Source organism: Pseudovibrio sp. POLY-S9, from assembly GCF_001431305.1.
GTDB lineage: Bacteria > Pseudomonadota > Alphaproteobacteria > Rhizobiales > Stappiaceae > Pseudovibrio.
The window spans coordinates 18,096-35,564 of record NZ_LCWX01000166.1 but is presented as its reverse complement, the minus strand read 5'-3'; the positions used below and the strand labels follow the sequence as shown (position 1 = coordinate 35,564).

Genomic DNA, 17,469 nt, shown 5'->3' with positions numbered 1-17,469 from the left:
TTTTCTGGAGAGTAAAGCTCAGGAAAGAAGGGCATTTTCAAACAAAAAAAGAGCGCGTTCCTTGCCCCTTGCAACGCGCTCTGAATAGATTTTTAAAAAGTAGATTCGCAGTTCTAATTAAACGTGCGTGTCATTGCTGCAAGAGATGTAAATTTCACCTTTTGCGGAAGCTGCTGGCCACTACCGGCTACATGCACCCATTTATAGTTTTTGGTGTCCTGCTTGAGAGCAACCCGGCCAAAGCGGTTATCAAGGACATACTCTCCACCTTTGTAGGAGAGATTGAGGATTGCATGATACTGGCCGATCTTTGTGTCATAGACTGCAACCACCTTCATATCCTCAGCAGGAATACCCAGTTCCCTTAAAGTCCAGTACTTTAAGACAGCATAGTCCTCACAGTCCCCTCTGCGCTGACTCAGCGTTTCAATTGGTGAGGCCCAATAATCACTTCGCCCCCAAACCTGCTGGTCACTTTGATAGCTGATGAGTGCGTTGATCCCACGATTTACATAGGGAAGCTGCTTGTGACGCGGAAGCTTGCGCGCCGCTTTAATCAGATTGCCCCAGGTATTTAAAACGCTTACTTCACATTTATCACTACTATTCAAACACTTAGAAGCATCTGTAATCCGGTCCATCTGAGTTGTAATGATGTTCCAGCGCCTATCGATGGAAGTTCCGGCAGTAGAACGAACGATACGCTGCAGATTACGTGTGGGAGTACTCAACACAGCAATAGAACCATGCGCAGATGCTGTTTCAATGGCAGGCAACTCAGGCTTGGCCATTGGAACGGGCATATGTGCCTTGGCAACAAGAACCGGCTCAGGAGTAGCAACAGAAGCAAGATCAATTGGAAAATATGGAGTTTGCGGCTCCAATGCAGTAGCCGCGGAAACAAATTGAGAAAATCCGAGCGCAATACCGGCAAACCCGAGAACTGCAGCTTTGAAGACGCAATAATCCTTCGTTACCGCACGGCGTCTGCCGGCGGTCCAAAACCTATTACAAAACATCCTGACGCCCCTTGTCAGGCGTTCGGAATTATCTCTCGCGAAGTGCTTCCGAACGCACTTTGTTTATAGGCTTAAGGATATAATCCAACACGGTTTTAAAACCGGTTAAAACATCAATTGAGGCCACCATTCCTGGTATTATTGGTAAAGGATCCGTTTCCGTCCCAAGATAGTTTTTATCTGTTCTGACGTTGACTTTAAAAAATCGATTACCCTGCTCGTCCTTGGTGGAGTCCGCAGCGATCCTTTCCAGCTTGCCTTTCAGACCTCCATAAATGGAATAGTCGTAGGCAGTGATTTTGACCGTAACCTCTTGACCTGGCCTAAGAAATGCCACGTCCTGAGGACTGATCTGCGCTTCAATCAGAAGTGTGTCTTCCAGCGGAACAATCTCGACTAAAGGCTCTCCAGGCTGCACCACAGCCCCGATTGTGGATATATTCAATTGATTAACCACACCGTAGACAGGGGCCTCAAGATCCGTCCGCTGAACCTTGTCTCTGGCCGCCTTAATAGTCTCATTTATTACCGCAAGTTCGGCCCGTGCAGCCGCCAGTTCCTGACGCGCTTTGGCGTGAAACACTGTCTTTGCATTTGTAATGCGCTCTTCCGCTTCCTGTCCGGCTGACGTGACACGTCGGATAGAGGCATTCAACACCTCCAGACTGCCCTGCGCTTCATCAAGCTGGCGCTTAAGACGCAGGAACTCGATCTCAGGAAGCACCTTGCGCTTGAAGAGACGCTCGTTAATCTCCACTTCACGCGCCAACGTTTCCATGGTGACAGCGGTTTTACGTTTCTCAGCAAGCAACTCTTCCAGCTCTTGCTCTCTCTGCAATCGCTGATTTTTCAAAAGAGAGATTTCACTTGTGAGCTGCAGGTTACGCGCCAGATAGACCTGCTCTTCTTCAAACGTGTGACCCGGTGCATTGGTTGTAAGCTCACCAGAAAGCTCCAGAGGCACACCACTTGCTTCCGCCATCAACCTCTCAGCACGTGCCAAAAGGCTCCACTGGCGCTGCTGAAGCTCACCTAGCTGCGAAGAAAAGCCTGTATCATCCACCCGGACAACAACATCTCCCTTTTGAACGATCTGTCCCTCTTTCACGAGAAGAGACTTTACAATGCCCTTTTCAGGCGCCTGTACAATCTGGATCTGGCTGGACGGCACAACCCGTCCCTCACCACGTGTAACCTCTTCAAGTTCGGCTTGAGAGGCCCATGTGATCCCGGCAGCCAAAGCCACAAAGACAATCAGAATGACACGTGTGGCAGCACGGGGAGGACGGGTCTGCAAACTTGCACGGATATCGGTTGCGTAATCCCAGTTCTTCATCTCACACACCCTCTGCGCTACGCTGGCGCTCTTCGTTCCGCGTCGCACCAAGCGTACGTAGCTTCTCAATCACGAAATCCCGTGGTCCATCTGCCACAAGCTGCCCCTTATCAAGGGCAACCAAACGGTCTGTAAGCTGCAATAAGGAAGTTCGATGTGTGCTAATGATCATCGTCGTATCAGGCGAGTTGTATTCCCGCAGGCGCTCCAGCAACCGGCGCTCTGACGCTGTATCAAGATGACTAGACGGCTCATCTAAAAACAACAGACGCGGTTGGCGCAGCAACATTCTGGCGAGCGCGACACTTTGCTTCTGTCCACCGGAAAGCAAGCGACCACCCTCTCCCACCTGCATGTCAAACCCATGAGGGTGTGTCGCAACAAAATCCTCAACACCTGCAATATGAGCAGCACGATAGATATCTTCGTTGGAAGCCTGAGGCCGCCCAACAACGATGTTCTCTCGCAAGCTGCCACTGAACAACACGTTGTCCTGTGACAAGAACCCGACACCATCGCGCAGATCTGCAGGATCGTACTGCCGCGTATCAATCTTATCGACCAGAATTGCACCATCTGAGGGCGTGTAAAGCCCGGATAACAAACGCCCCACCGTCGACTTACCAGCGCCCACACGGCCAATAAGCCCGATGGTCTCTCCAGGCCGAACTTCAAAGCTCACATTGCGCGAGGAGTCTTCAGCAGCCTCAGGGTAGCGAAATGACACATTTTGGAAGGAAATCGCACCAGACGTGATGCGGCTGTTCACATAAGTCCGGTTTGGTCTGCGCTCCGCAGGCAATTCCATCAGACCAGACAGCATCTTGTAGGAATGCATGGTCTGACGCAGTCGTGTCAGCGTACCCGCAATGGATGACAAAGGCGCAAGAACACGCCCTGAAAGCATCATCGCAGCAATCAGACCACCCATATTCACCGCCCCGTCATTGACCAGATAAACACCCCAGACAACGATACAGATGGACACCAGAGCCTGCGCAAAGCCTGTCAGCGACTGAGCCAATGTGGACCAGTAACGTCCCTTCAAAATAGCCGCTGCACTGGAGGCAACAGATCGCTCCCACTTGATCTGCATAGAGCTCTCAGCATTCAAAGCTCGGATGGTATCGATATTTGCAATACTTTCCACCAACACGGAATGGCGCATCGCACTTTCTTTTGTGGCCTGATCAACAGAACCAGCAAGCGCAGGCTGAACAAGCAAGTTGATCAGAATAACCACCGGAACAGCAGCAAGCGGCACATAAGCAATCGGTCCAACAATCAGGAAAAGCACCATGATGAACAGGCCGATGAAACACATATCAATCAATGCCACCAAGGAGGAGGACGTGAAAAACTCACGAACGGTCTCAAACTCTTTGATGTGATTAGCAAACTGGCCGGTCGATCCCGGGCGGTTCTCCAGATCAAGTCCGAGCGCGTGCGAAAAAATCCGCGATGCAATAGCAAGGTCTGCCTGTTTACCTGTCATGTTTATGATAGAGCTGCGCGCGGTCTTCAAAATTCCATCAAACACCAGAGCAAGAAGCACCCCCGCCGCAAGCGCCCATAGTGTTGGAATAGCGAAGTTTGGCAGCACACGGTCGTAAACATTCATGATGAATAGCGGTGAGGCCAGCGCCAGACTATTGATGACCAGCGCAGCAATAGCAACGTGAATGTAATCCTTCCAGAAGCCTGCAATAACGCTCCAGAACCAGTGCCCGTCCCTGCCAGACCCCATGCCGTTGGTCTCAGAAGTCATATTGACGGGCTTAAAGAAGATGCCATGTCCGCTATATAGCCTCTCAAGAGCAGCAATTGAGAGAATTTGCTGCTCCTCTGGCCTCTCCGCATCAACAATCGAAGCATGACCCGTGCTCTCATTTAGCTCCTTCAAAATACGAAGGCTTCCATCCTCAAACACAAGAATTGCAGGCAATGAGATCGCAGGTATTGTTCCAGCCTTTTTCTTGACCGTGACCGCCCTCATTCCACAATTAGAGGATGCTCGCTCAATCAGTTTGATGGAAAGTCGCTGACCATCGTAAGGTAACCCAGCCAAAATAACAGAGTCGGTTGCATAGTTACCGTAGCTTCTGGCGATGTACTTGATCGCCTCGACAAGCGGATCTTTGATGCTCACTTCAGCTGAGTTTTCAGTCTCGACGGTCATTTACAGTCTCATCATTCTTAACGACAAAAGGGAGCCGCAAAGGCTCCCTTCCTGAAGAAAATTTCGGCTATGCGTGCAGATTACACCATTAACGAAGTGGTTCAATCTGGAAACCCGCAGCTTGAGGGAAGATCGATGTGTTCCCGCGGCGGTCGGCTCTTGATTCAGCTGGTGGAGAGATGTTGAACATCGCCAGCAGGTTTCCGGTGGTACCTTGCAGCTGATAAGTAGAGAACTTCAGAATATATTCTGCAGAGATCAGATCGATGCGGCTGTTAAACAACGCGTTTTCAGCGTTCAGCACATCCAGCAATGAGCGCTGACCAATGTTGTATTCCTGACGGTAGCCGCTCACAACACGCTGGTTGGCAGAAACGGTCTGACGCAAAGCGGAGATGCGCTCGCGTGTTGTTTGAACAGACGCCCATGCCTGCTCAACAGCTTCATCAGTTTCGCGGCGCATACGGTCAACACGTGCCTGTGCTTCTGCATGCTGCTCAACCGCACGGCCACGCATCGCACTGTCATAACCGCCATTGTAAAGGTTCCATTTCAGGCGAACCATGATGCGGTAGTCATCGCTACGACCTTCATAACCATTTAGGTCATCTCCGAAATTGGCAGAACCATTAAGAGTAACCCGTGGCATGAAGGAGGAGTTGCTCTGCTCAATCGCAAAACCAGCAGCATCCGTGTCAGCCTCAGCCGACAAGATCAACGGATTGCTCTGACGAGACATTGCAAGTGCAGAAGACAAACTCTTTGCAGCAGCTGAGTTTGCAGCAGAAACAGCACCCAGATTGCTTGGAGCAACACCAACAACGCGGCGATACTTCGCCATTGCATCCAGCAATGACTTACGCACGCTTGCTGTAATCATGCGAGTGGCGGCAACACGTTCCTGCACCTGAGCAAGATCAGCAGCACCAGTTTCACCACCATCGTAACGTTCTTTCACTTCACGTGCGAGACGCTGGTGAAGTGCAGTGTTCTCTTTGGATTTGTTCAGAATCTTCTGATGGCGCACAACATCGACATAGGCTTCAACAGCATCAAGTGCGATCGCTTCAGAGCGTTCCAGAACACGCAGAGCAGCACCATCAACACGGGCGCTCTGGCGGTAAATCTCATTCACTGAGCCGAAGCCATCAAACAACAGCTGCTCAGCTTCAACACTCACCTGCTTGGCTGCACGCCATTGCTCAGTGGTGTTGGATTGTGCCCTGCGCAAGCGCTCCGCACCAAAAGAAGCATTCACACTCAACTTCGGCATGAACGCACTTTGAGAAGCACGCAATTCCTGATCACGCGCCCTTCTGTTTGCAGCGGACTCTACAATGTCTGGATTAGTGAGAACGGCGGTTTCAACAGCATCTCGTAAAGACGCAGAATGAGCTGACGTCACTCCCAACGCGCACATCAACAGTGCAACAGAAGTACCTCGAAAAAGCATTGCCTACACCCCAATGACTTTTCCATGAACGGCGTTTACCTCAAACAACCAAAGGCAGCAGAATTTCATCATTACAGCGCCCCTGATTTTCCGGCCATGGGAAAAACAAAAAGAAAATCTAACAGAGTAAAATCACGTGTAGAGATTTTTATCAATATATTTTTTCATAGTATAAATGGTACCCCAAAATCTCAAGATATCACCCAGACACAAACAAACTAAACCAAAGCAAATACATAGATAAACACAAGAACACTCAAATACTAAAGCAAATTATGCAAAACGCATTACAACGAAATTAGCGAAACACCTCGAGAAAAAGAGAATTACAAAGAAAACGAGTCAACTGTATTCAGCCTAAAAAAGTACTGAGTATATATAGAAAGATAAAATTTTACAGATATTCATTCACACTCGCTAAAATACCACCTGTCATTGAATTTTATTTACGCAAGTGGACCCTGAGAAATCCAACAGTTCCCACATGTTAACTATAAGACCCAAAAACCGAATACTGATTCTTTTAGTTTCCCCTCACCCATAGCCTTCGTTCTCAAGCTCAAGATCCCCTTAAAACTCAGGGGCTCCCTCACAAAAAAGAGGCGGATGCTTCGACATCCGCCACTTTAAAATCTGCATCATTTTGCAAAACGCTTAGTTCAGCAGCAGGTTTGGAATGTACAGAGCCAGCTGCGGAATGAACGTGGTCAGCACCAGTGTCGGCAACCATGCAAAGAAGATGAACATCAGCGTCGGCTTCAGCATCTTGTCGACCGAGGTGTCTGTCACCTTGGAGCCCAGATACAACAGCGGAGCAGTCGGCGGCGTAATGTTCGCCATGCCCAGGTTCACACCTAAAACAGCCGCAAAGTGGATCGGGTCCATACCAACGCCCTGCACGATTGGAAGCAGCAGCGGCGTTGAAAGCAGGATACCGGAGATATCATCCATCAACATACCGATGATGATCATCACCAGATTCACCATCAGCAAGATCATGATTGGATCTTCAGAGACGGAGTAAACAAACTCCTCTGCAATCGCCGGAATATCTTCAAAGATCAGGAACCGGCTCACGATCAACACCATGAAGATCATCGCCATCACCACACCAATGGTGATGCCTGAGTTCAAAATGGTTTCACGGAACGTTTTCCAGGTCAGACCACGGTAAACGTAGATCGCAACAGGGATCGCATAAACAACAGCGACGCCAGCGGCTTCCGTTGGTGTCATGATGCCACCATAGATCCCGCCGAGGATGATGACAGGCATCATCAATGCAGGAAACGCTTTCAGGCCGCGACGCTTGAACTCGTAATTGAAGTCATCTGGACGCTTTTCCAGATTGATGTCTTTATGCTTGCGCAGCATCACTTGGTTTACGATGATCAACAGCGTAATGAGGATCAAACCGGGAATGACGGTGGAAAGGAATGCACGCAGCACGGACTGCTGTGCGACCCAGGCATACAAAATGTGAGAAGCGCTTGGTGGGATCAACAATCCAAGAGGTGCAGCGCTAACGATCAGCGCAGCTGACTGGCCTTCAGGATAGTTGGCTTTGCGCAGATGCGGCATCATGATGCCACCAATGCAAGTCAGTGTCGCGTTTGCACTTCCGGAAATTGAACCAAAGACACCGGACGCAAGCACAGTTGCAGCAGACAAACCACCTTTGATGTGCCCGACAAACAGCTCCGCCACGCTGACAAGAGGCGCAGCGATACGTCCCTTTTCCATAATGCCGCCAGCAATGATGAACAGCGGAATAGCCAGCAGAACCACATTGTTCATTTTCCAGTGGCCGGTTGGTAGATAACCAGCAACATCATGGCTGCCCATATAGGCAAGGAAAATAAGAATTGCACCAAATGCTAGGTGTACGCTTACACCAAGCAGCAAAAGGCCGCATAGAATGGCAATTGACCCAACAATAATCATTGCGCTGCCCCTTGAGCTTTTATTGGTTCTTCTTCAGGGTGTACGTTTTCCGCAATTTCGCGGGGTTCCCGTTCCGGCCATTTTGGACCGTTTCGCAGCAGCAGATAAAAGTGCAGCACGGCGAACATGGTCATGAACAGGAAGCCCAGGAAAATAGCTAATCGAGGCGCAAAGAATGGAATCTTCAGCGCAACGGTTGTCTGCCACATTGGGTAGGAGGCAAGTTCTTCCTCAAGCATGAGCCAGCCCCAATACGTGACCGCACTCAAAACGCCAATTTCAATGATTTCTACAGCCACCTCACGCCACCAGATGATGCGTGGGTTTTTGATCAGAAAGCCAAGCACGTCTGCGTTGACATGCTCTTTGCGTGCTGAGGCGACAGCAGCAGCCATGAAGAACATCCAGAAACTGATGGTCATCAGCCATTCTTCATAGGCAAAAAGGTTGCCACCAAAACCATAACGGACAATCACAACCATAAAAAATGTGAGCGCCATGATTACACCGCCGGCTGTAATCATGAAGTTCATCAGTTTAATGACGCCGTTCAGCGGTTTAGCCACTGGCCTTGGAAGTTCGCTCGTCAGAATACTCATCTGATATTTGCCCTTCGTTTCTTGAAACCAAATAAGTCATAGAAAAGGCCGGCGCAGGGTATGCGCCGGCCTTGAAGAGAAGGGCTTATTGGAAGTCTTTCTTCAGACGGTCAATGGTGTCCTGACCAACAACTTCAGACATTGCAGGCCAAACTTTTTCACGTACACGCTCAGCAAGAACTTTTTCCTGCTCAGGGGTGAAACTCAGGACTTCATAACCGGACTCTACGAGTTTCTGCTTGAAGTTCGCATCGTTCTCTTTGTTGAACTGGAAGTACTGCTTGGAAGCTTTATCAAACGCAGCTTTCACAACAGCTTTCTGCTCATCATTCATCTTGTTCCAGGTTTTCAGAGAACCATAGAAAGAGTTGATTTCAGAGATCGCGTTGTATTCTACGAAGTACTTACCAACATTGGACTTTGCGAAGATGGTGTAAGCAGCCTGCTTGGTGCAGCACAAGGTGCCGTCAACAATACCGGACTGCATTGCAGGGAACATATCACCCCAAGCCATCGTGGTGGTGTTGTAGCCCAGAGTTTCTGCCATGTCTTTAACAACAGCAGAAGACCAGACACGGATGTTCATGCCTTTGTCGCCAAAGCCTGCGTAGTCTTCAGGCTTTTTGTTCGCAACAACACCAACAAAACCTTCTGGGTTGTGGTTGAACAGCTTCAGACCGAGGTTTTCAAGACGCTCATTGATGATCTTGTTGTACTCAGAATCTGGGTTCAACATCACGTTTTCCAGATCATCCCAGCTGGTGAACAGGTATGGCATGGACATGATGTCGAGCACAGGATCTTTGTGGGAGTAGATGAACGCCATCACAAAGTCCACGTTACCGCGGATGGTGTCTTCAACCAGAGACTCACCGGAACCGAGCTGGCTTGCAGGGAAGACAGAAACTTTCAGGCCAACATCAGCAGCCTCAATTTCCTTTTCGATCTGCTTCAGCATTTTGGTGCCTTCGTGATCGACAGGTACCGTACCAGCAATTTTCAGACGCAGATCAGCAGCGTATACGGAGGACGCCAGTGTCAAAGCAATTGCACTTGCCGCACCTACGCTCAATACGCGACGGAAACCCTTTGATACAGTTTTAAGGCTAGGTTTGTTCATTCTTGTCTCCCTAATAACCATCCAGATACGCATCTATTGCTTATCATTGGCTCCCGGATGGCCGATTATGCCTCTCGCAACACAGGTGACTTGCGTCAAATCGTGTCACTCAAGATTTTTAGATTGCTACAGCTCAGGGGCCGCGATCAGAAACATCTTTCATTGCTCTTGATGAGTGATGTCCCTGTAAGTGCTTATCCCCTTGTGCCGAATAGATGCGAAGAACTGGCAATAAAGCGCAGTGCGTTTCACATGCATACTTTTACTAACTCGGGAAACATACTAGATATAATTCAAATGATCCATATTTTTTTTCACTATTGACCATTTGTCACCTTATGAACTAGTCATATCTACTGAATTTGAAGAAATTTTGGGCGGAAAGCTCTTCAAATTATAGGGTTTTAGGCAAACCAAATGGCAGCAGCAATTTTCTGCATCAAAAAAAGACACTGATATATCAATTCAATATCGGTCGAAAATCGAGAGGAACATCGAAGATGCAGAAACGCTACACGCAAAAATCGAGAATTTTGAGTGGCTGATACATTTGATCCATTTGCACCAAAAAATTTAAAACAATGATTCGTTTGGGAGGGGAAACTATGACGAAAAGCTACCAGGAGACGGTTGATCAACTCACGAAGGCCTATCCAAATCTAAGCAAGCAGCTCAAAAAAAGCGCGGCTTATGTCTTGGAATATCCAAGTGATGTTGCCACCCTGTCCATGCGTCAGGTTGCAGCCCGTGCAGACGTCCCTCCTCCCACCATGAACAGACTTGCAAAATCTCTTGAGTTTGGAACCTATAATGCCCTGCGTGACGTCTATCGCGGCGGGTTCGAGGATTTTTCCTCCAACTACCCATCCCGAGCCGGAGAGCTACAGGCCACACATGGCACCTCGGATATTGAAGCCTCTTTGCAAAGTTTCAAAAGCGCAGCTCTTGGCAATCTGAAGCACTTGTTCGACACCGTCGACCGGGATCACCTCCAACAAATCGTCTCGTCACTGGCCACCGCTCGGAACGTGGTTGTTGTCGGTATGCATGCATCTCACTCACTCGCAAATTACCTGCACTATGTTGCCTCCATGTGTTTTCGCAACTGGCGGCTCATCAATCGCAAGAATGGCGAAATCGCAGATCAGGTTGAGTACATCAACGCCGATGACGTTGTCGTCGCAATCTCCCTGAACCCATGCGCTGCAGATACTGTGCTCGTTGCAAAACGGGCGTATGAAGTGGGTGCAACGGTCGTCGGCATCACCGATACCAGAACATCTCCACTTGCCACTTATTCAACCGACCTGCTGCTCACCCCTGTTCAAAGCCCGCATTTCTTTGAGAGTTATGTCGCCACTGCGGCCCTTCTGGAAATGATCCTTGGCTTACTGGTGGCAGACAGCGGACAGGTCGTCATCGACAACATCACAAGGCTGGAACGCTGCCGCAATGAACTCGGCGAATACTGGCCAGACCAATAAACCAATAAGAACTCGGAATACCCTATGACAAAGCTCAGTCTCCTTGCCGGTCAGATCAACATTACTGCAATGACCACAGCAGACCAGCGAGACGCACATGTGCGCTCCGTGACCGCCAAGTTGCATCAGCAACTCACTGCAAAGCCACATGATTTGGTTGTTCTACCTGAGCTTTCGACCGTTGATTACTCCAGAGCTGCCTTCGCTGAACTCAGCGTGCTGGCAGAAGACCTGAACGGCCCCTCCGTCAAAGCATTTGGCGCTTTGGCAAAACAGCACAACACCACAATCGTCTTCGGCATGCCGCGCAAAGCAGAAGATCACTACAAGATCTCTCAGGTCGCTGTCGGGCCGGACGGAGCTGTCATTGGCTGCTACGATAAGCTCCACATCTGCCAGTACGGCGCATCCATGGAGAAGGAATACTTCGAGAAAGGCGACCACCTTTTCTCATTCTCCGTAAAGGGCATAAAGGTTGCGCCAATCATCTGCTATGACATCCGTATTCCTGAACTCAGCCGCACACTGGCCCTGCAACACGGCGTTGACCTGATCCTGCACAGCGGCGCGTATGCCCGGGATGAAAGCTTCTTCAGCTGGCACGACTTCGTGGTCACCCGCGCTCTGGAAAGCCAGATATTCTTCCTCAGCCTCAATCGCGCTGGCGAGAACTTCGGTAATTCCACATTCTGTCCTCCCTGGACTGATGAGAACACACCACGCACAATCTTCTCTCAAACCAACGAGCATTTTGAGAGCTTTGAGCTGGATACGGCTGTGATTGATCAAGCGCGCGAAGACTACACATTCCGCAAGGATTTGCTGGAAGACTACTCCCAACTTAAGCATCAGGAACCTGAGCTGCTCAACCAATAGCTAGCTCTATTCCCATCAGTTTTCCCTCTAGTATCGGTTGCAACAAAACAACTTTCTGGAGGGAAAACACGCCATGACAGATCTGCCACAGCTTACGGACGCAACGCTCACGCTTGAAAACCGCGTTGCCACACTGACCATGAACCGTCATGACCTGCGCAACGCCCTCACCGGCTCTGCGCTGATTGACGACATCGTGACAACGGCGGAATGGGTCAACATCTGCCCTGATGTCTCAGTCCTACTTCTAACGGGCGCAGGCTCAGCCTTCTCCTCAGGTGGCAACATTAAAGACATGGCAGAACGTGGTGGTGACTTTGCTGGCAATGTGGCTGAGGTGGAGAACCACTACAGGCGCGGCATCCAGCGCATTCCTCTCGCCCTGCAAAATGTGGAAGTGCCGATCATTGCAGCCGTCAATGGCCCCGCTATCGGAGCGGGCTTTGACCTTGCCAACATGTGCGACATCCGCCTGGCCTCCACCAAAGCCAAGTTCGGAGAGACCTTCCTGAACCTTGGCATCATCCCCGGCGATGGCGGCGCATGGTTCATGCAGCGCTTGATCGGCTACCAGCGCGCAGCAGAGCTTACCCTGTCGGGACGTGTTATCAACGCCCAGCAAGCCAAGGAATACGGCCTTGTGTTGGATGTGTACGAGCCAGACGAGCTTATGGCGGAAGCCAGCAAGATGGCTCAGCAGTTCGCCTCTCAGCCCCCAAAGGCCACGCGCCTCACCAAACGCCTGCTGAAGATGGCCCAGCGCACTGAGCTAAAAGACTTCCTTGACCTGTCCGCGTGCTTCCAGGGCATGAGCCACAATGAGCCCGAACATCTGGAAGCTGTGCTCGCCTTCATGGAAAAGATGAAATAGGCACTAAAACGAGAAGAGCGCTGCAGACTGGCGGATACCCGGCAGCGTACAGCGCTCATTCAACAAACAAGAAATGCGTTACTTCGCAGGCCTGCGAATGGAAGGCTCCGCTTCCAAAACCAGCGGATTAAGCCCCTCTCCGCCATCCTTCACAATGTCAAACAGTTGCAGCCGCATCCGCGGCTCCCAAAAATCGTTGATGTGATCGGCAATACCTGCAACCGCCTCTTCATGCGGCTTATGCTTGAAGAAACCAGCGATCTGGTTTGCCATGTAGGTGAGCTTTTCTGGTGCCATACCCGAGCTCTCCTCCCTTTTAAACTCTCAGTTCCATTGCGCGCAGACTGCACAAGTCTCTCTGAAGTCAGAGGATACTCATGCAGCCCAGCATCAAATACACTTATTCCGCAGCTTCAATCCGGCGAGACCGAGCAGCATGCTCCTGATACTCTTCCTGCCAGTCTGTCTGACCGTTGGAAAGAGAAACCTGAACCGCCGTCACCTTGTATTCCGGACAGTTTGTCGCCCAATCAGAATAGTCGGTCGTCACCACGTTTGCCTGTGTCGCCGGATGGTGGAACGTGGTGTAAACAACACCCGTTGAAACACGATCCGTCACATTCGCCCGCAAGCTGGTTTCGCCAGAACGGCTCATAAGCTTGAGCCAGTCACCATCTTTAATGCCGCGCACTTCCGCATCATGCGGATGGATCTCCAGCACATCTTCCTCATGCCAGACCACATTGTCTGTACGCCGTGTCTGAGCGCCAACATTGTATTGGCTCAGAATACGGCCCGTGGTCAAAAGCAGTGGGAAGCGCGGTCCGGTCTTCTCATCCGTCGCTACATAGTCGGTCCGAATGAAACGGCCTTTACCACGTACAAACCCGTCCAGATGCATGGTTGGCGTGCCTTCCGGCATTTCTTCATTACAAGGCCACTGAACAGAGCCCTGCTCCTCCAGAAGGTCGTAAGTCACATTGGCAAAGCTTGGAGTGGTTGCCGCAATCTCCTCCATAATCTGAGAAGGATGCGTATAGGTCCAGTTCGCCCCCATGGCATTTGCAAGCAACTGGGTCACTTCCCAATCCGCATAGCCATTGCGCGGTGCCATCACTTTGCGTACGCGGTTGATACGCCGCTCAGCATTGGTGAAGGTGCCATCCTTCTCAAGGAAGGTGGAACCCGGCAGGAACACATGCGCATAGTTCGCGGTCTCATTCAAAAACAGATCATGAACGATCACACATTCCATGGCAGCAAGACCAGCTGCAACGTGCTTCGTATCAGGATCAGACTGCAAGATGTCCTCACCCTGCACATAGATGCCTTTGAACGTGCCCTCAACAGCTGCATCCAGCATGTTCGGAATACGCAAACCCGGCTCGTCGGAGATGGTCACACCCCAGATCTGCTCATAGATATCACGCGCATCAGCATTCTTCACATGGCGATAGCCCGGCAGCTCATGCGGGAACGACCCCATATCACAGGAGCCCTGCACGTTGTTCTGACCACGCAGCGGGTTAACACCAACGCCTTTCTTGCCGATGTTACCAGTCAGCATGGCAAGGTTCGCAATGCCGATAACAGTCGTGGACCCCTGACTGTGTTCCGTCACGCCAAGACCGTAGTAGATCGCACCATTCCCACCGCGCGCATAAAGCCGTGCCGCCCCGCGTACTTCCTCAGCAGGAACACCCGTCAGCAACTCAGCAGCTTCCGGGCTGTTGGCTGGGTTGGAGACGAACTCAACGTAGTCCTGAAACTCATCCATATCACAGCGTTCACGAATGAAGGCCTCATCGAACAAGCCTTCAGTCACGATCACATGTGCCATCGCAGTCACAATGGCAACGTTCGTTCCCGGACGCAGCGCCAGATGGTGCGATGCCTTGATATGCGGAGATTTCACCAGATCAGTCCGGCGCGGATCAATCACGATCAGCTTTGCACCCTGACGCAAGCGCTTCTTCAAACGAGAGCCAAACACCGGATGCCCGTCCGTCGGGTTTGCCCCGATCACCAGCACCACATCGGAATGCTCAACACTGTCAAAGTCCTGCGTTCCCGCAGAGGTGCCAAACGTCTGACCAAGGCCATAACCGGTTGGTGAATGACATACGCGTGCGCAAGTGTCCGTGTTGTTGTTCTCAAACACCGCACGTGTCAGCTTCTGGACGAGGAAAGTCTCTTCATTGGTACAACGAGAAGATGTGATCACACCAACAGACTCTTTGCCGTACTGCTGCTGAATGCCCTTCATCTTGTTCGCCGCAAAGCTCAGGGCTTCATCCCAGGAAACTTCCCGCCATGGCAGATCAACGCTCTCACGAACCATCGGGTTGAGGATACGGTCCTGATGCGCCGCATAGCCATAAGCAAAGCGGCCTTTCACGCAGGAATGACCACGGTTCGCCTTGCCGTCTTTGTACGGCACCATGCGCACCAGCTCATCACCGCGCATCTCTGCCTTGAAGGAACAGCCAACACCACAGTAAGCGCAGGTCGTCACAACAGAACGTTCCGGCTGTCCTATATCGATCACGGACTTTTCCTGAAGCGTCCCTGTCGGACATGCCTGAACACAGGCACCGCAAGACACACACTCAGAATCGAGGAAGCTCTCAGACATTCCGGCAGTCACACGGGAGTCAAAACCACGACCAGTAATGGTCAGCGCAAAAGTACCTTGCACTTCCTCACAGGCCCGCACACAGCGCGAGCAGACAATGCATTTGGCAGGGTCATAGGTGAAATAAGGATTGCTCTCGTCTTTTGGCTTCCAGCAGGCATTCACCTCACCGCCGCCATCACGCATTTTAAAGTGGTTCTGCGCATCAGCGCCATAGCGCACATCGCGCAGACCAACCGCTCCGGCCATATCCTGCAGCTCACAGTCACCATTGGCAGCGCAGGTTAAACAGTCCAGCGGGTGATCAGAGATGTAAAGCTCCATCACACCACGGCGCAGGCCCTTAAGGCGATCCGTCTGGGTGCGAACCTGCATCCCCTCTTCCACCAGCGTGGTACAGGAGGCAGGCGTTCCACGGCGTCCTTCAATTTCCACCAGACACAGGCGGCAGGAGCCAAAGGCATCAACCATATCCGTCGCGCACAATTTGGGAACCTGAATACCAGCTTCCATGGAAGCCCGCATCACAGAGGTTCCCTCAGGCACGCTCACATCAAAACCATCAACGGTGATAGTGACAGTCTTTTCAGCGGTCGATTGAGGAGTACCAAAGTCTGTTTCTTTAATCAGGGTCATGGGTTCACTCCGCCGCGTCTGTTAATGGCTTTACATGAAAATCCTGCGGAAAATGCGTCAGAGAACTCATCACAGGATAAGGTGCAAACCCGCCAAGAGCACACAGCGAGCCCATTTTCATCGTATCGCAAAGGTCAGTCAGCAACTCCACTTGCTGCTCTGGCTGATCCCCTTCGGCAATCCGGTCCAGCACTTCCACACCGCGCACAGACCCAATACGGCACGGCGTACACTTGCCGCAGCTCTCAATGGCGCAGAACTCCATGGCAAAGCGTGCCTGCTTGAGCATATCGACCGTATCGTCAAACACCACGATCCCCGCATGGCCAATCATGCCATTACGCTCAATAAACGCCTCATAATCAAAGATCGTGTCAAACAAAGACGGCGGGAAATAAGCGCCCAGCGGACCGCCAACCTGAACAGCCTTCACCGGACGACCGCTCAAGGTGCCGCCACCGATATCGTAAATCAGCTCGTTCAGTGTCAGACCGAAAGCCGTCTCAAACAACCCGCTGTTCTTGATGTTGCCAGTCAACTGGATCGGAATAGTCCCGTGGGAGTAGCCAACACCATAATCGCGGTAGAACCGTGCGCCGCGATCCATGATGATCGGCACAGACGCCAGCGACATCACGTTGTTGACCACAGTCGGACAGCCAAACAGACCCTCAATCGCCGGAAGCGGAGGTTTGGCCCGCACGATACCGCGTTTGCCTTCAAGGCTGTTGAGCAGCGAGGTCTCCTCACCACACACATAAGCACCAGCCCCTTCACGCACTTCCATATCAAACGCATGACCAGAGCCCATCACGGAAGCTCCAAGAATACCGGCTTTGCGCGCAATCTTGATCGCGTCCTGCATAATCGCAACTGCATGCGGATATTCAGAGCGAGTGTAGATGTACCCCTTGGTCGCACCCACCGCGATACCCGCAATGGTCATGCCTTCGATGAGAACGAACGGATCGCCCTCCATGATCATCCGGTCAGAGAACGTGCCACTGTCACCTTCATCTGCATTACACACGATATACTTCTGCGCACCTTGCGCCTTCAGCACAGTGTTCCATTTGATACCCGTCGGAAAACCAGCGCCACCGCGGCCACGCAGACCACTGTCGGTCACGTCCTGCACAATCTCCGCAGGCGTCATCTCAAGCGCACGCTTCAGGCCAAGAAAACCGTGATGCATCTCGTAATGTTCAAGAGAAAGCGGGTCAGTGATGCCACAACGGGAGAACGTCAAACGCGTCTGTCGCTTCAGATAAGGCATCTCTTCGGTCAAACCATGACACAAAGGATGGTCACCACCAT

The 17,469-nt window shown here is 51.2% G+C and carries 14 protein-coding genes; 4 read left to right on the top strand and 10 right to left on the bottom strand.

What is annotated here, in order from left to right:
* Positions 1–113: 113 nt before the first annotated feature.
* The 4 genes from PPL9_RS16295 to PPL9_RS16280 form a co-directional block, all read right to left on the bottom strand.
* On the bottom strand, positions 114–1,019 hold the full coding sequence (locus tag PPL9_RS16295; protein WP_057463697.1) for a transglutaminase-like cysteine peptidase: 906 nt from the start codon (positions 1,017–1,019) through the stop codon (positions 114–116).
* Positions 1,020–1,047: 28 nt separating this feature from the next.
* Positions 1,048–2,355 carry an HlyD family type I secretion periplasmic adaptor subunit gene (locus tag PPL9_RS16290; RefSeq protein ID WP_057463696.1) on the bottom strand — a complete coding sequence of 436 codons (1,308 nt, stop codon included), beginning with the start codon at positions 2,353–2,355 and terminating at the stop codon, positions 1,048–1,050.
* Between the two features lies 1 nt (position 2,356).
* Positions 2,357–4,534 carry a type I secretion system permease/ATPase gene (locus PPL9_RS16285; RefSeq protein ID WP_057463695.1) on the bottom strand — a complete coding sequence of 726 codons (2,178 nt, stop codon included), beginning with the start codon at positions 4,532–4,534 and terminating at the stop codon, positions 2,357–2,359.
* A gap of 88 nt (positions 4,535–4,622) precedes the next feature.
* Positions 4,623–5,987 carry a TolC family outer membrane protein gene (locus PPL9_RS16280; protein WP_057463694.1) on the bottom strand — a complete coding sequence of 455 codons (1,365 nt, stop codon included), beginning with the start codon at positions 5,985–5,987 and terminating at the stop codon, positions 4,623–4,625.
* A 24-nt stretch (positions 5,988–6,011) separates the two neighbouring features.
* Between PPL9_RS16280 and PPL9_RS32020 the strand changes: the two genes are divergently transcribed.
* Positions 6,012–6,209 carry a hypothetical protein gene (locus tag PPL9_RS32020; protein WP_152986719.1) on the top strand — a complete coding sequence of 66 codons (198 nt, stop codon included), beginning with the start codon at positions 6,012–6,014 and terminating at the stop codon, positions 6,207–6,209.
* A gap of 432 nt (positions 6,210–6,641) precedes the next feature.
* Here PPL9_RS32020 and PPL9_RS16275 read toward each other — a convergent pair whose 3' ends face one another.
* From PPL9_RS16275 to dctP, 3 genes are all read right to left on the bottom strand, one after another.
* Positions 6,642–7,931, bottom strand: a complete 1,290-nt coding sequence (locus PPL9_RS16275) for a TRAP transporter large permease (protein ID WP_057463693.1) — start codon at positions 7,929–7,931, stop codon at positions 6,642–6,644.
* Entirely contained in the window at positions 7,928–8,530 is a 603-nt protein-coding gene (locus tag PPL9_RS16270) for a TRAP transporter small permease (protein WP_057463692.1), read from the bottom strand. The genes PPL9_RS16275 and PPL9_RS16270 overlap by 4 nt, the downstream gene beginning before the upstream one ends.
* 85 nt (positions 8,531–8,615) lie before the next feature.
* A complete protein-coding gene (dctP, locus tag PPL9_RS16265; RefSeq protein ID WP_057463691.1) occupies positions 8,616–9,650 on the bottom strand; it encodes a TRAP transporter substrate-binding protein DctP in 1,035 nt (344 codons plus the stop codon).
* Between the two features lie 605 nt (positions 9,651–10,255).
* On the opposite strand from dctP, the gene PPL9_RS16260 reads away from it, so the two are divergent.
* The 3 genes from PPL9_RS16260 to PPL9_RS16250 all read left to right on the top strand — a co-directional run bounded on the left by PPL9_RS16260 (position 10,256) and on the right by PPL9_RS16250 (position 12,881).
* Entirely contained in the window at positions 10,256–11,134 is an 879-nt protein-coding gene (locus tag PPL9_RS16260) for a MurR/RpiR family transcriptional regulator (RefSeq protein WP_057463690.1), read from the top strand.
* Between the two features lie 24 nt (positions 11,135–11,158).
* Positions 11,159–12,010, top strand: coding sequence for a carbon-nitrogen hydrolase family protein (locus tag PPL9_RS16255; RefSeq protein ID WP_057463689.1), 852 nt, complete (start codon positions 11,159–11,161; stop codon positions 12,008–12,010).
* A gap of 73 nt (positions 12,011–12,083) precedes the next feature.
* Positions 12,084–12,881, top strand: a complete 798-nt coding sequence (locus tag PPL9_RS16250; RefSeq protein WP_057463688.1) for an enoyl-CoA hydratase-related protein — start codon at positions 12,084–12,086, stop codon at positions 12,879–12,881.
* 78 nt (positions 12,882–12,959) lie between these two features.
* On the opposite strand, the gene PPL9_RS16245 is transcribed toward PPL9_RS16250, so the two are convergent.
* From PPL9_RS16245 to PPL9_RS16235, 3 genes are all read right to left on the bottom strand, one after another.
* On the bottom strand, positions 12,960–13,178 hold the full coding sequence (locus tag PPL9_RS16245) for a formate dehydrogenase subunit delta (protein WP_057463687.1): 219 nt from the start codon (positions 13,176–13,178) through the stop codon (positions 12,960–12,962).
* A 103-nt stretch (positions 13,179–13,281) separates the two neighbouring features.
* Positions 13,282–16,152, bottom strand: a complete 2,871-nt coding sequence (fdhF, locus tag PPL9_RS16240; RefSeq protein WP_057463686.1) for a formate dehydrogenase subunit alpha — start codon at positions 16,150–16,152, stop codon at positions 13,282–13,284.
* Positions 16,153–16,156: 4 nt separating this feature from the next.
* On the bottom strand, positions 16,157–17,469 hold a 1,313-nt coding region (locus tag PPL9_RS16235; RefSeq protein ID WP_057463685.1), incomplete at its 5' end, for an NADH-quinone oxidoreductase subunit F.

Bases quoted from the DNA above. Each gene is read 5' to 3' on its own strand.
- PPL9_RS16295 (WP_057463697.1), bottom strand. From the start codon at position 1,019: ATGTTTTGTAATAGGTTTTGGACCGCCGGCAGACGCCGTGCGGTAACG.
- PPL9_RS16290 (WP_057463696.1), bottom strand. From the start codon at position 2,355: ATGAAGAACTGGGATTACGCAACCGATATCCGTGCAAGTTTGCAGACC.
- PPL9_RS16285 (WP_057463695.1), bottom strand. From the start codon at position 4,534: ATGACCGTCGAGACTGAAAACTCAGCTGAAGTGAGCATCAAAGATCCG.
- PPL9_RS16280 (WP_057463694.1), bottom strand. From the start codon at position 5,987: ATGCTTTTTCGAGGTACTTCTGTTGCACTGTTGATGTGCGCGTTGGGA.
- PPL9_RS32020 (WP_152986719.1), top strand. From the start codon at position 6,012: ATGAACGGCGTTTACCTCAAACAACCAAAGGCAGCAGAATTTCATCAT.
- PPL9_RS16275 (WP_057463693.1), bottom strand. From the start codon at position 7,931: ATGATTATTGTTGGGTCAATTGCCATTCTATGCGGCCTTTTGCTGCTT.
- PPL9_RS16270 (WP_057463692.1), bottom strand. From the start codon at position 8,530: ATGAGTATTCTGACGAGCGAACTTCCAAGGCCAGTGGCTAAACCGCTG.
- dctP (WP_057463691.1), bottom strand. From the start codon at position 9,650: ATGAACAAACCTAGCCTTAAAACTGTATCAAAGGGTTTCCGTCGCGTA.
- PPL9_RS16260 (WP_057463690.1), top strand. From the start codon at position 10,256: ATGACGAAAAGCTACCAGGAGACGGTTGATCAACTCACGAAGGCCTAT.
- PPL9_RS16255 (WP_057463689.1), top strand. From the start codon at position 11,159: ATGACAAAGCTCAGTCTCCTTGCCGGTCAGATCAACATTACTGCAATG.
- PPL9_RS16250 (WP_057463688.1), top strand. From the start codon at position 12,084: ATGACAGATCTGCCACAGCTTACGGACGCAACGCTCACGCTTGAAAAC.
- PPL9_RS16245 (WP_057463687.1), bottom strand. From the start codon at position 13,178: ATGGCACCAGAAAAGCTCACCTACATGGCAAACCAGATCGCTGGTTTC.
- fdhF (WP_057463686.1), bottom strand. From the start codon at position 16,152: ATGACCCTGATTAAAGAAACAGACTTTGGTACTCCTCAATCGACCGCT.